The 12195-nt window shown below is 53.2% G+C and carries 12 protein-coding genes; 5 read left to right on the top strand and 7 right to left on the bottom strand.

Features of this window, described 5'->3' with window-relative positions; translation table 11 throughout:
- Positions 1-5 precede the first annotated feature (5 nt).
- Genes MMW58_RS14635 through MMW58_RS14620 form a run of 4 tightly spaced genes read right to left on the bottom strand, consistent with a single transcriptional unit; the run spans position 6 to position 3007 of the window.
- Entirely contained in the window at positions 6-851 is an 846-nt protein-coding gene (locus MMW58_RS14635) for a transporter substrate-binding domain-containing protein (RefSeq protein ID WP_241721465.1), read from the bottom strand.
- A complete protein-coding gene (locus MMW58_RS14630) occupies positions 838-1593 on the bottom strand; it encodes an amino acid ABC transporter permease (RefSeq protein WP_133599746.1) in 756 nt (251 codons plus the stop codon). Before MMW58_RS14630 ends, MMW58_RS14635 begins: the two co-directional genes overlap by 14 nt.
- A 9-nt stretch (positions 1594-1602) precedes the next feature.
- Complete coding sequence (locus tag MMW58_RS14625; protein WP_241721464.1) at positions 1603-2301, bottom strand: ABC transporter permease subunit; 699 nt, start codon at positions 2299-2301, stop codon at positions 1603-1605.
- A 10-nt stretch (positions 2302-2311) separates the two neighbouring features.
- Entirely contained in the window at positions 2312-3007 is a 696-nt protein-coding gene (locus MMW58_RS14620; protein WP_241723731.1) for an amino acid ABC transporter ATP-binding protein, read from the bottom strand.
- Here MMW58_RS14620 and MMW58_RS14615 point away from each other — a divergent pair.
- Complete coding sequence (locus MMW58_RS14615) at positions 2916-3215, top strand: hypothetical protein (RefSeq protein WP_241723791.1); 300 nt, start codon at positions 2916-2918, stop codon at positions 3213-3215. The genes MMW58_RS14620 and MMW58_RS14615 overlap by 92 nt on opposite strands.
- 173 nt (positions 3216-3388) lie before the next feature.
- On the opposite strand, the gene MMW58_RS14610 is transcribed toward MMW58_RS14615, so the two are convergent.
- The gene (locus MMW58_RS14610) at positions 3389-3991 is read right to left on the bottom strand and encodes a DJ-1/PfpI family protein (protein WP_133599743.1); all 603 of its coding nucleotides are present in this window, start codon (positions 3989-3991) and stop codon (positions 3389-3391) included.
- Positions 3992-4602: 611 nt separating this feature from the next.
- On the opposite strand from MMW58_RS14610, the gene MMW58_RS14605 reads away from it, so the two are divergent.
- From MMW58_RS14605 to MMW58_RS14590, 4 genes are all read left to right on the top strand, one after another.
- On the top strand, positions 4603-5628 hold the full coding sequence (locus tag MMW58_RS14605) for an amino acid ABC transporter substrate-binding protein (RefSeq protein WP_045858111.1): 1026 nt from the start codon (positions 4603-4605) through the stop codon (positions 5626-5628).
- Positions 5629-5693: 65 nt separating this feature from the next.
- Positions 5694-6872, top strand: a complete 1179-nt coding sequence (locus MMW58_RS14600; protein WP_159236868.1) for an amino acid ABC transporter permease — start codon at positions 5694-5696, stop codon at positions 6870-6872.
- A gap of 15 nt (positions 6873-6887) precedes the next feature.
- On the top strand, positions 6888-7997 hold the full coding sequence (locus tag MMW58_RS14595; protein WP_241721463.1) for an amino acid ABC transporter permease: 1110 nt from the start codon (positions 6888-6890) through the stop codon (positions 7995-7997).
- Between the two features lie 8 nt (positions 7998-8005).
- Complete coding sequence (locus tag MMW58_RS14590; RefSeq protein ID WP_041145581.1) at positions 8006-8767, top strand: amino acid ABC transporter ATP-binding protein; 762 nt, start codon at positions 8006-8008, stop codon at positions 8765-8767.
- Between the two features lie 90 nt (positions 8768-8857).
- On the opposite strand, the gene MMW58_RS14585 is transcribed toward MMW58_RS14590, so the two are convergent.
- Positions 8858-9751: a transglutaminase family protein gene (locus MMW58_RS14585; RefSeq protein WP_241721462.1), complete on the bottom strand. Its 894-nt coding sequence runs from the start codon at positions 9749-9751 to the stop codon at positions 8858-8860.
- On the bottom strand, positions 9748-12159 hold the full coding sequence (locus MMW58_RS14580) for a circularly permuted type 2 ATP-grasp protein (protein WP_241721461.1): 2412 nt from the start codon (positions 12157-12159) through the stop codon (positions 9748-9750). Before MMW58_RS14580 ends, MMW58_RS14585 begins: the two co-directional genes overlap by 4 nt.
- Between the last annotated feature and the right edge of the window lie 36 nt (positions 12160-12195).

The raw sequence follows: 12195 nt of genomic DNA, 5'->3' as shown, positions 1-12195 counted from the left end.
AACAATCATTCCCAGTCGGTGTTCACTTTGACGTTTTCCGCCCCCGGTAAAGCGTAAACATCTTCGTCGTACCACTTGCGGGACAGTTCGGCGAGCGTGCCGTCCTTTTTGAGGGCTGCAAGCTCGTTGTCGATGGCTTCGATCAGCTTCGGGTCAGCACTCTTTTTGTATAAATAGACGTTGGGGAACAGGCCGACGGACTCAGAGGCTTTCAGATTAAGATTAAGGGCTTTGTTTAACGCCAATAATGCGCCAATCGGGTAAATAGCCGCATCGTACTCTCCGGAGGCAACGGCTTTGAAAATGTCCGCCGCAGATTGCTCGCCGTTCGGCTGGAGATTGATTTGCTGGCTGGGGTGCTTTTTGTTGTAGTTATCGATAACGGTATAGCGCGCATCAGATGTATGAATCGGCACCAGTTTCTTCTTACCGCCGGCAAGATCTCCCAGCGTATGAATATCGTTTTCATCGTTACGCACAATTAAACGCAGGTCGCTGATACCCGAAGGCTGGCCAGAGTGCGCATACTGTGCCGCGCGCTCTTTCGTGAGATAAAAATGGTCCGCTGCGAGGGTATAGGCGCCGGTGGACAAACCGACGATCATCGCATCCCGGGAGACCGCATTAAAATGGAACCTATAGTTGGTGAGCTTCCGATCGATGATTTTTAATAACTCACCGTCGTAGCCGGTAATGTTGTTATTATCATCCACAAAGCTGAACGGGAATCCGTTCGCGTTGACCACCACCTCAACGGTTTGCGCATTCGCGCTTTTTTCGGCCGCCTGGGCCACCGTTACCTGCATTGCCAACAGCAGCGAACCCAACATTAACACCTTATTTTTGAACATACTTCTTTCCCCAAAATGAGTGAGATGGAACCACTTTTGGCACATGGTTTTTCCACCGGTTACTGAGATACTCCTCGATATGTCGCAATATCCGGGTAAGCACCAGACAGAGCGCAATATAAATAATCAGGACGATGCAGTAGGCCTCCACGTAATGAAAACCACGCGCTGCAGCAATATTCGCCTTTGCCATCACATCAACCACCGTGATGGTATAAACCAGCGACGTATCCTTGATCAGGTCAATCAGGACGCTGGTGTAGTTGGGTAAAGCGGAGACCGCCGCCTGCGGGAAAATAATGCGCCGAAACTGGGTAAAGCCGGTCAGGCCTATCGACCATGCTGCCTCTCGCTGCCCCTTTTCAACCGAATTCCACGCCGAACGAAACGTCTCTGCGAAGTACGCGCTAAACACCACTGAAAAAGCGGCTACCGCGGCCACCAGCGGCGAAAGCTTGTAGCTGAACGGGGTATCCTGCGGCCCGCCAAAAAGCCCGTTGGCAAGCCACGGCCAGACGTAAAAAACAAAATAGAGCATCACCAGCATGGGGATCGAGCGGCCAAAAGAGATAAACACCGTGACCAGATATTTCACGTAAGGCACGTCGCGGATCGTCACCCAGGCCAGAATGGCTCCTGACAGCGTCGAGAAAATTAACGATAAAAAGGTAATCAGCAAGGTTATCGGTAGTGCGCTGAGTATAAAGGTGAAATTATCCCGGATAAAATCGATGCTAAACATAGTCGTGTTTTACTCCAGTAAATATTGATACTTTTTCTCAATGCGGGTAGTGAGATAAAAGATAATAACGTTAAGCAACCAGTAAATAAGAATGACGCTAATAAATGCCGCGACCTGCTTCGCACCATAGCTGTTCTGCGATATTTTCTGTGCCCGGCCAAAAATATCGACAATGCCAATAATATTAACCAGCGAGGTCATCTTTACGAGGTTGATTAAAAGATTGCCAAAGTTGGGAATGGCGATAATGAGTCCTTGCGGAAAAATGACATGCGCGATGCCAATATACCAGGGAATATTCAGACTCCGTAGCGCCTCTTTTTGTCCTGGATCTACGGCGTTCCATGCCGAGCGCAGCATTTCGGCAAAATAGGGGCTAATGCCAACCGAGATAGATAATATGGCAAAGGTCATATCGCTAATCAGCAACGCCGGCAGCTCAAGTGCTGAGAGAATCAGCTTGCCGCCGAAGAAGAACAGCAGGATTAACAGAGCCAGCGGCGCCCCGCGCAGCACATCGGTATAGGCTTTCGCAAGCCAGCTCAATAGCGATGAACGGCTAAACTGTAGGACCGCCGCCGCCAGCCCAAGCGCCAGGCCGAGCAGCAGAGAGGCCAGCGTAATACCCAGCGTGACCGGCAGGTTTTCCAGTAATTTCGGCACAATGAACAGCAGATCGTCGAGAGTAAATAGCGGTTGTGGATTCATCGAGTTGACCTCAGGCGTGAAAACGTAATCGGGCCAGAAACGCCTGCGTCCGCGTGTGCAACGCCGCACCAAAAATCTGCTCAGGCGGCCCCTGCTCCACGATCTCGCCATTTTCCATAAACACCACTCTGGAGGCGACCTGCCGGGCAAACTCCATTTCATGAGTCACGATAATCATCGTTTGTCCGTTGGCGGCAATCTCCTGGATAAGCGTCAGGACTTCGCCCACTTTTTCCGGATCGAGGGCTGAGGTCGGTTCATCCAGTAACAGCACGGCCGGGTTAATTGCCAACGCGCGGGCAATGCCAATACGCTGTTTCTGCCCGCCAGAAAGGCTGTTTGGATAATGGTCTTTTTTATGCAATAGCCCGACCTGTTTTAGCAGACGTTCGGCGACCGCCACCGCCTCCTGACGAGGTCTTTTTTGCGCATAAATCAGGCCTTCGGTGATATTTTGCAACGCGGTGAGATTGTGAAACAAATTCCAGGACTGAAAAACCATTGCGGTTTTCGAACGTATTTTTTCAATCTCTTTTTTTCCGGCCTTCGCGCAATCGACAACCGCATCATCGATCTCTATTTTCCCGCTGTCGGCGGGCTCGAGAAAATTCAGCGTGCGCAATAACGTCGTTTTTCCTGAGCCGCTCGGACCAATAATGCAGATAACTTCTCCGCTATTAATGGAAAGCGAAACCTCTTTTAGTATGGGTTCGCCAGTAAAACTTTTGCTGATTTTATTAATGGCAATCATTATCTTATTTTCGCAGCGAGCTATCCCTGATAAATGCGCAACGGTGGCATTTATTTCTTTTCTAAAACTATATTGTCGCGAAGGCCATCAAGACAAACAAGAAAAAAACATATCGAAAGTTGAAAAACAGATTTCCGCCGCCTGCCATTTTTCCTGGAAATAGCATATTCAGACTATTGCGAGGATATAAAAGGCGAAGAGAAGAACGATCCGCTATTTATCGTCGCGGATCGTGCGTGACATCCTTTTTTGAGCCGTTCACTGCTGCGTCCGCTACGGTCACCCGGCGCCGGCTAAGGCGATTAGCCCAGCAGCGGGCTCGAAGCTATCAGCACCCTAAATCGTCGGTTTGTTCTCGGTCCAGTCAAATTCCAGCTGTTTCGCGGTAAGCTCCGCAAGCGCTCTGTCAGAAAAGCGTTCGACTAAATGTAGACTCATATCAATGCCCGCTGAAATCCCGGCGGAGGATACAATGGCGCCCTCATCTACCCAGCGTAACCCTTCTTTTACTTTGACTTGTGGAAACATCATGCGGAAATCTGCAATATCCTCCCAGTGCGTGGTGGCGGATTTAGCGGATAAGATGCCGGATTTAGCGAGCAAAAAAGAGCCGGTACACACTGAAGCGGTAATGACCGTTTTTAACGACTGCTGGTATATCCATTCAATGACGCCACTCTTTGCCAGCTCCGCATCAACAATCCCGCCGGGGATAATCAGGCAATCTATGGGGGGATGATTATCTATCGTGGCTTCAGGGGAAAGTTTCAGTCCTGCGCGTGCCCGTATGGTTTCCCGCGTTTCGCCTACCGTAAAGACGTTAAACAACGGTATCTCGCCGCGATGAACCCTGGAGGCACAGGTGAAGACTTCATAAGGCCCGGCAAAATCGAGGACTTCAACATTATCAAAAATATAGATCCCGACCTGTATCGACATAGATTAACTCCCTCGATAGTGCGTAGAAACAGGAAAAATAGTTATTGCGCCAACGAATATCAGCGCCAGGCTAAAACCGGCAATTCTAACCGAGCTTCCGCACGGTGCTTTACACTCACGATATTATTATCAGTCGGTGCTGAATGTTGCCAATACGAATTAAACATTACCCTGGCACCTTGGGCATGAACTGATGCCAGTTATCCCGGATGATACCCGGCGTGTTGCCACCTTTGTATTCGCAACTAATGAAACAGCAACCCTCTTAATGGTAACGATAGTTGCAGTTAATACTCTGAGGTTTTATCGGTAAATCGCGCGCGCCCGTCAGCATGCGCCCCTCTTCGCCACGCACGCTGCTTTCTTATCGTGAAACTTTTGCACTCATTTTGCCCACCATGACTCGTCTTGTTCCCTTTTAGTGCTCATCAGTAAGCGTAACTTTGCTGATGATTCAGATAACAAAGCGCTCTTCCTATGAATTTCAGCGATCTATAAACATGGCATCAAAATTGCCTTAACGAAAACGGCGGACCGCCACTGGAAAAAACGCACGGTACAGTGCTCAACACAACCACATAACAACACGATTTATCCACACAGGATGATTTATGAAAAATATAATGTTCTCCACCCTTGTCGCCGCGGCCTCTCTGTTCGCGGTCGCACAGCAGGCACATGCTGGCACCACTTTGGATGCAATTAAGAAGAAAGGGTTTGTTCAATGCGGTATCAGTGATGGTCTGCCCGGCTTCTCTTACGCCGATGCTAACGGCAAATTCACCGGGATTGATGTCGACGTCTGTCGCGCGACTGCGGCGGCGGTGTTTGGCGATGCCAGCAAGGTTAAATACACCCCGCTGACGGCAAAAGAGCGCTTTACCGCCCTGCAATCCGGCGAAGTGGATATTTTGTCGCGTAATACCACCTGGACCTCTTCACGGGACGGCGGTATGGGGTTCATATTCGCGGGCGTCAACTATTATGACGGCATCGGCTTCCTGACCCATCAAAAGGCTGGCCTCAAAAGCGCTAAAGAGCTGGATGGCGCCACCGTTTGCATCCAGGCCGGTACGGATACCGAGCTGAACGTAGCCGATTACTTCAAAGCCAACAAAATGCAATACACGCCGGTGACCTTCGACCGCTCTGACGAATCAGCTAAAGCGCTCGACAGCGGCCGCTGCGACACCCTGGCTTCCGACCAGTCTCAGCTGTACGCGCTGCGTATTAAACTGGGCAAACCGGATGAGTTTATCGTTCTGCCGGAAGTTATTTCGAAAGAGCCTCTGGGGCCCGTCGTGCGCCGCGGGGATGACGACTGGTTTACTATCGTTAAATGGTCGCTGTACGCCATGCTCAATGCGGAAGAAATGGGGATCAGCTCGAAAAACGTCGATCAGATGGCGGCAAAACCGTCCAACCCGGACATCGCTCACCTGCTGGGCTCTGAGGGCGACTTTGGCAAAGACCTGAAGCTCGACAATAAATGGGCGTTCAACATTATTAAACAGGTCGGTAACTACCAGGAGAGCTTTGACCGCAACGTCGGTAAAGACAGCGCTCTGAAAATCGCGCGCGGCCAGAATGCGCTCTGGAACCAGGGCGGCATCCAGTACGCACCGCCGGTACGCTAATCTGCCTTCCAGTCGGGTACCGCACCCTGCGGTACCCAATGCGCTTTTTTCATTGAGGTTTCAACATGTCTCAACGCCCAACCGTAAAAAGGGATTTTTCGTTCGGTAATCCCACGGTTCGCGCCTGGCTTTACCAGATAGCCGCCATTGTCGCCGTGTTTGCCGTTGTGGGATATCTGATCCACAACACGGTGATCAACCTGGCCAATCGCGGTATTACATCCGGTTTTGGTTTTCTTGAGCGTAGCGCCGGTTTCGGCATCATCCAACACCTGATTGATTACACAGAAGGTGACACCTACGCGCGCGTCTTCCTTGTGGGGTTAACCAATACCCTGCTGGTTTCCGCGCTGTGCATTGTTTTTGCCTCCATTCTCGGATTCTTTGTCGGTCTCGCGCGTCTGTCTGATAACTGGCTGCTGCGCAGGCTCTCGACCATTTATATCGAGACGTTCCGCAATATTCCGCCGCTGTTGCAGATTTTCTTCTGGTATTTCGCCGTGCTGCGTAATCTCCCTGGCCCACGCGAGGCATTAAGCGCATTCGATCTGGCGTTTGTCAGCAACCGCGGTCTTTACATCCCGTGGCCAACCTATGCGCCAGGCAGCTGGCCATTCGTTATCGCCCTGGCGCTGGCGATCGCCGGCAGCATCGGATTACGGCATTACAACCGCCAGCACCAGCTGAAGACCGGTCAGCTGCGCCGCACCTGGCCCGCAGCCGCCGCGATGATTATCGTCTTCCCGCTGATAGCCCATCTGCTGTTTGGCGCCGCCACCCACTGGGATGTCCCGCAGCTTCGCGGATTTAACTTCCGCGGTGGGTTCGTGATGATCCCGGAGCTGGCTTCGCTGACGCTGGCGCTGTCGATCTACACCTCTTCGTTTATTGCTGAAGTGATTCGCTCCGGTATCCAGTCGGTCCCGCACGGACAGAGTGAAGCGGCCCGTTCGCTAGGTTTGCCGAATCCGGTGACCATGCGGCAGGTGATCATCCCCCAGGCAATGCGGGTCATCATTCCGCCGCTGACCAGCCAGTATCTCAACATCGTGAAAAACTCGTCGCTGGCGGCGGCGATCGGCTACCCGGATATGGTCTCGCTGTTTGCCGGTACGGTGCTGAACCAGACCGGCCAGGCTATCGAGACCATTGCCATCACCATGGCGGTCTACCTGATCATCAGTCTGATAATTTCGCTGCTGATGAACATCTACAACCGCAAAATCGCGCTGGTTGAGCGTTAAGAGAACGGAATGACTATGTCTGTTACCACACATGAAACTCCCCCGGCCCCCACCAACCCGGCGAGTAAAGCCTGGGCCTGGGCACGTAAGCATCTCTTCTCCAGCTGGTTCAATACGCTGCTGACGCTGCTGACGCTGCTGTGCCTGTGGATTATCTGGACCCTGATCCCCCCGGCTCTGAACTGGCTGGTGTTCAAGGCAAACTGGCTGGGTACAACCCGCGCCGACTGTACCAAAGAAGGCGCCTGCTGGGTGTTTATCCACGCGCGCTTTGGCCAGTTTATGTACGGGCTCTATCCGCACGAGCTCCGCTGGCGTATCAACCTCGCGCTGGTGATTGGCCTGCTGTCCATCATTCCGATGTTTATCAAGTCAATGCCGCGCCGGGGCCGCTATATCGCCTGCTGGGCGGTGGCCTATCCCATCCTCGTCTGGGTCCTGTTGTACGGCGGTTTTTTGGGCCTCGATCGCGTCGAGACCCGCCAGTGGGGTGGCCTGACGCTGACGCTGATTATCGCTTCCGTCGGGGTTGCCGGGGCGCTGCCATTGGGCATTTTGCTGGCGCTGGGACGTCGTTCAACCATGCCGGTCGTTCGCACTCTGTCGGTGATTTTTATCGAGTTCTGGCGCGGCGTGCCGCTGATTACCGTGCTGTTTATGTCATCGGTGATGCTGCCGCTGTTTATGGCCGAAGGCACCACCATCGATAAGCTGGTGCGCGCGCTGGTCGGGGTTATTCTGTTCCAGTCGGCCTACATCGCGGAAGTGGTGCGCGGCGGATTACAGGCGCTGCCCAAAGGGCAGTATGAAGCGGCCGAATCGCTGGCGCTGGGCTACTGGAAAACGCAGTTTCTGGTCATTCTCCCCCAGGCGCTCAAGCTCACCATCCCCGGCCTGGTCAACACCATCATCGCTTTGTTTAAAGACACCAGCCTGGTGATCATCATCGGCCTGTTCGATCTTTTCAGCAGCGTACAGCAGGCAACGGTTGACCCCACCTGGCTTGGCATGTCGACGGAGGGCTACGTTTTTGCCGCCCTCGTCTACTGGATTTTCTGTTTTAGCATGTCGCGCTACAGCCAGTATCTGGAGAAGCGCTTTCACACCGGGCGTACATCGCACTGAGGTTTTACATGACACACTCTATGACTAATTCTGCTGAAGCGATGATGATTTCGCTTGAAAATGTGAATAAATGGTACGGTCAGTTTCACGTATTGAAAGATATTAACCTGCAGGTGAAGCCCCGCGAGCGGATTGTTCTCTGCGGCCCTTCCGGCTCGGGTAAATCGACCACCATTCGCTGCATCAACCACCTGGAAGAACATCAGCAAGGGCGTATCGTCGTTGATGGCATTCATCTCAATGATGATGTCCGCAACATAGAACGGGTGCGGACTGAAGTTGGCATGGTATTCCAACACTTTAATCTTTTCCCTCACCTGACCGTTTTGCAGAACTGCACGTTGGCGCCGACCTGGGTGCGTAAGATGCCAACGAAGGAAGCGGAAGCGCTGGCAATGCACTATCTGCAGCGCGTCCGTATTGCTGAGCATGCGCATAAGTTCCCGGGGCAGCTCTCCGGTGGTCAGCAGCAGCGCGTGGCCATTGCCCGTTCACTGTGCATGAAGCCAAAAATCATGCTGTTTGATGAACCCACCTCAGCGCTTGATCCGGAGATGGTCAAAGAGGTGCTCGATACCATGATTGGCCTGGCGGAAGACGGCATGACGATGCTGTGCGTCACCCATGAAATGGGCTTTGCGCGCACGGTGGCGGACCGGGTTATCTTTATGGACCGCGGCGAGATTGTCGAACAGGCTCCGCCGCAGGAGTTTTTCGCCCATCCAAAATCGGAACGTACCCGCGCGTTTCTGTCGCAGGTTATTCACTAAACGTTAAAGGACCTTACCGCTTAAATACCCGCTCTGCCGACGCTGAGGGGTATTTAAGCGTTCGTTTACCGCATCACGATCAAATCACGATCAATCAGGGGAGCACTCGCGCTGCACGTCAACCGCCACTTCCAGAGCCAGCGTTGCCCCGCCATCGAAAATAACGCCCTGTAACGGAGTCACATCGGCATAATCCCTTCCCCACGCCGTGACGATATGCTGCCCCTGCGGCATGAGATCGTTGGTCGGATCAAACTCCAGCCAGCCGATATCAGGGATAAAAATGGCAAACCAGGCATGTGACGCATCGGTCCCGACGAGTTTTTCCTGCCCCTCTGGCGGCAGCGTTTCAATATAGCCGCTGATATAACGCGCGGGTAGGCCGACAGAGCGCAGGCAAGCGATCGCCAGATGGGCAAAATCCTGGCAGACGCCGCGCTTTTCCTCTAAAACCTGCTCGGGTGGCGTAGTGACGCTGGTCGCAACCGGGTCGAAGGTAAATTCCGTAAAAATACGATGCGTAAAGTCCATCGCCGCCTGGATCACCCCAGCATTATTGTGAAAAATATCGGCAGCATAGCTGGCCAGCCGTTCGGAACGGCGGATTAAACCGGAATCGAGCAGATACTCTTTCGCCATTCGCAGATCCGCTGTCCCGGACTCATGCAGCAATCGACGATACTCACCGCAGGTCAGCGGGTGGTCATATAGCAGGTTCGCGCGGTCTATTTCGTCAATATCAAAGTAGCTTTCCATCTCAATGGTTAGCTTGTCGTGCGGAACCTGGATCGAGAAATAAAACGTCAGATTGCCGAAATAATCACTCCCCTCGCTCTGATAAACGGGCATCGGCGTCACCGTAATCCGACGCAGTAAACAGCGCTGATTCGCCGTATCGCGCGGCAGAAGATGCGTCATGTTGTAGCATAACGTCACCGGTGAATTGTACTGGTACTCCGTAAGATGACGTACCCGGTATTTCATAAGTCAGTCTTCCATTGCGCGTTAATCAACTGCTGCGGTCCATCTGCGTGATCGAAATACTTGTCGCTCAGCAGGGTCGTAAACTGCTCCAACTGGCTGATTATCTGCGTCATGAGCGCATCCAGCCGTCCACGCAGCTCCGTTTGTTCATCGACCTGTGCCAGCATCTCCAGCTCGGCCAGTTGAATATCGGTCAGGGATTTCATTATCGGACGCATGTCGGACGTCAGGCTGGAAGTCTGACCGTCCTGTCGCGGTAGTTCGAGGAGATATTTACGCAGTCGATCGATCTGATAAATCAAGGAACGCGGATTGCTGGCGTCCAGCATCAATAAATCCAGACCAGAAATGATGTTCATTCGTCCTCGGTAGCGGCGACGGAACGAGATCAATGCCTCTACGCTCATCAGTACCGATTCTAAAATTTGCTGTTGCTGTAAACCAGGAAGAGCGTGGGTCAGCGTGTGTTTGAGTAAAATGGCGGTTAGACGCGCTCGCTCAGCGCGGCGGCCAATCTCCTGAAACCGCCAGTCCATTCCCCGCAGCATGCTTTCATGGTTCAGCCCGGATAATGCCAGTAAAGAGGTGACCAGATTGTCCAGCGACTCTTCCGGCAGTTCCGGCAGCCCATCCTGATAGGCCACCTCCACCGCCCGAATACAATCGCGTAACTCATTGAGAATAATTCGGGTATCGGCCGAGAGCATCTCTTTTACCTGCTCGCCGCAGGTCAGCATGCTTTGGATATTAAATTTAATGGAACCGGCGCGTTGGCCATCACAAACCAACGAAGAAAGCTCATGATTCTGGTCATCGCCGGCGTCCGTTTCAGGCAATGTGCCGGTAAGCGGAAATAATGCTCCCAGCAGGACGTCGCGGCTTTCAGGCATAAACAGCTCAACCCCATTGAGCTGTTTGAAAAGCGTGCGTATCACCCGCAGGCTCATTTCGGCGCGTTCCGCATAGCGGCCAAACCAGAACAGGTTCTCTATAACGCGGCTGGGCAGATTTCCCTCATCACGAGGAATGGAGTCCGTCAGCGGCTGCTGCGCTATGTCGGGTTTTTCCCCCAGTATCCACGTATCTTTGCTGCGTGCGCCGGATAAATCGCTAACAATAAATTCATCAGCGGACTCAGCTACCCGTGATAGCGTTCCGGGCATGACGCAGTACCCCTCCGGGGTGGCGACGGTAAACGCGCGGAAAATGCCGGGCCGATATTCAATTTGTTGCTTATCCCAGACCGGAACGCGCGAGCCGGGTATATATACCTGAGCCACGTAGTTGTGCGGGTTGGCGGTGATCTGCTGAATGGTGAGCATCCGATTGTGATCGTCCAGGCTATGACCGTAAATGCTTTTACTATCAAAGCTGCGCCAGGACGGTTTGATTATCAGGTGCTCAAGGTTACGGATCACAAAATCGCGATCCTCTGCGCGACCGCACCACCAGGTCTTAACCGTCGGGATCAGTAGCGGTTCGCCAAGCAAACACTGACTAATTTCTGCGAGAAACGCCAGCAGCGCCGGCGCCTCAAGAACCCCCGAGCCCAGAGGGTTCGCCAGCACGACGTTACCGCTGCGTACCACTTCGAGCAGTCCCGGCACGCCCAGCCGTGAGTCGGAACGGAGTTCCGTTTGGTCGCAATAAGTATCATCCATACGGCGCAAAATCACATCAACTTCCGACAGGCCATTAAGGGACTTCAACCACACCCTGCCGTTACGCACGGTCAGGTCCCCGCCCTGAACCAGCTGAAAACCGAGATAGTTCGCGAGATAAGCATGCTCAAAATAGGTACTGCTGTATGCACCGGGCGTCAGCACCACGATCCGCGGGGTCTCTGTTTTGTGGCTGGCAAGACCGGCTAACGTATGCCGAAGCGCGTGAAAGAAGCCGGAAAGCCGCCGGACGTTGCTGTTGCGAAACAGCGACGGCAGCACGCGAGAAACGGCGATTCTGTTTTCAAGAACATAACCGGTGCCGCTCGGCGCCTGGGTACGATCGCCAATAGCCACAAACTGTCCATCACCGCCGCGAACGAGATCGACTGCGTGGAAGATGAGATTATGCGCGCCCGGCAAACGTATACCGTGGCACTGACGCAGAAAGCCTGGGTGAGAGAAAACGATTTCTGACGGGATAACGCCCTCTTTCAGCAGCCGCTGTTCGCCGTAGAAATCTTTAAGTATCAGGTCGAAAAGCAGCGAGCGCTGCGCCAGCCCGCGTTCAACGGTTAACCACTCGTCCTCCGCCAACAGATTTGGAATGATGTCCAGCGACCAGACGTTTGGCGACAGCGGATCGCCATTGAGGTTATAGGTTGCGCCATCATCGCGCAAAATACGCCTGGCCTGACGAAGACGGTTTTCCATCCCTTCTATACCCATCTCGCCGACGCTGTTCATGACCTCAGTCCAGTGTGGGCGGATAATGTTCGCCGG

Source organism: Klebsiella sp. HC6 (assembly GCF_022605325.1).
Taxonomy (GTDB): domain Bacteria; phylum Pseudomonadota; class Gammaproteobacteria; order Enterobacterales; family Enterobacteriaceae; genus Klebsiella; species Klebsiella terrigena.
This window is presented reverse-complemented; position numbering and strand designations above follow the sequence as displayed.

Excerpts from the sequence above, each read along its gene's own strand:
- MMW58_RS14635 (WP_241721465.1), bottom strand. The coding sequence starts at position 851 with ATGTTCAAAAATAAGGTGTTAATGTTGGGTTCGCTGCTGTTGGCAATG.
- MMW58_RS14630 (WP_133599746.1), bottom strand. The coding sequence starts at position 1,593 with ATGTTTAGCATCGATTTTATCCGGGATAATTTCACCTTTATACTCAGC.
- MMW58_RS14625 (WP_241721464.1), bottom strand. The coding sequence starts at position 2,301 with ATGAATCCACAACCGCTATTTACTCTCGACGATCTGCTGTTCATTGTG.
- MMW58_RS14610 (WP_133599743.1), bottom strand. The coding sequence starts at position 3,991 with ATGTCGATACAGGTCGGGATCTATATTTTTGATAATGTTGAAGTCCTC.
- MMW58_RS14605 (WP_045858111.1), top strand. The coding sequence starts at position 4,603 with ATGAAAAATATAATGTTCTCCACCCTTGTCGCCGCGGCCTCTCTGTTC.
- MMW58_RS14600 (WP_159236868.1), top strand. The coding sequence starts at position 5,694 with ATGTCTCAACGCCCAACCGTAAAAAGGGATTTTTCGTTCGGTAATCCC.
- MMW58_RS14595 (WP_241721463.1), top strand. The coding sequence starts at position 6,888 with ATGTCTGTTACCACACATGAAACTCCCCCGGCCCCCACCAACCCGGCG.
- MMW58_RS14590 (WP_041145581.1), top strand. The coding sequence starts at position 8,006 with ATGACACACTCTATGACTAATTCTGCTGAAGCGATGATGATTTCGCTT.
- MMW58_RS14585 (WP_241721462.1), bottom strand. The coding sequence starts at position 9,751 with ATGAAATACCGGGTACGTCATCTTACGGAGTACCAGTACAATTCACCG.
- MMW58_RS14580 (WP_241721461.1), bottom strand. The coding sequence starts at position 12,159 with ATGAACAGCGTCGGCGAGATGGGTATAGAAGGGATGGAAAACCGTCTT.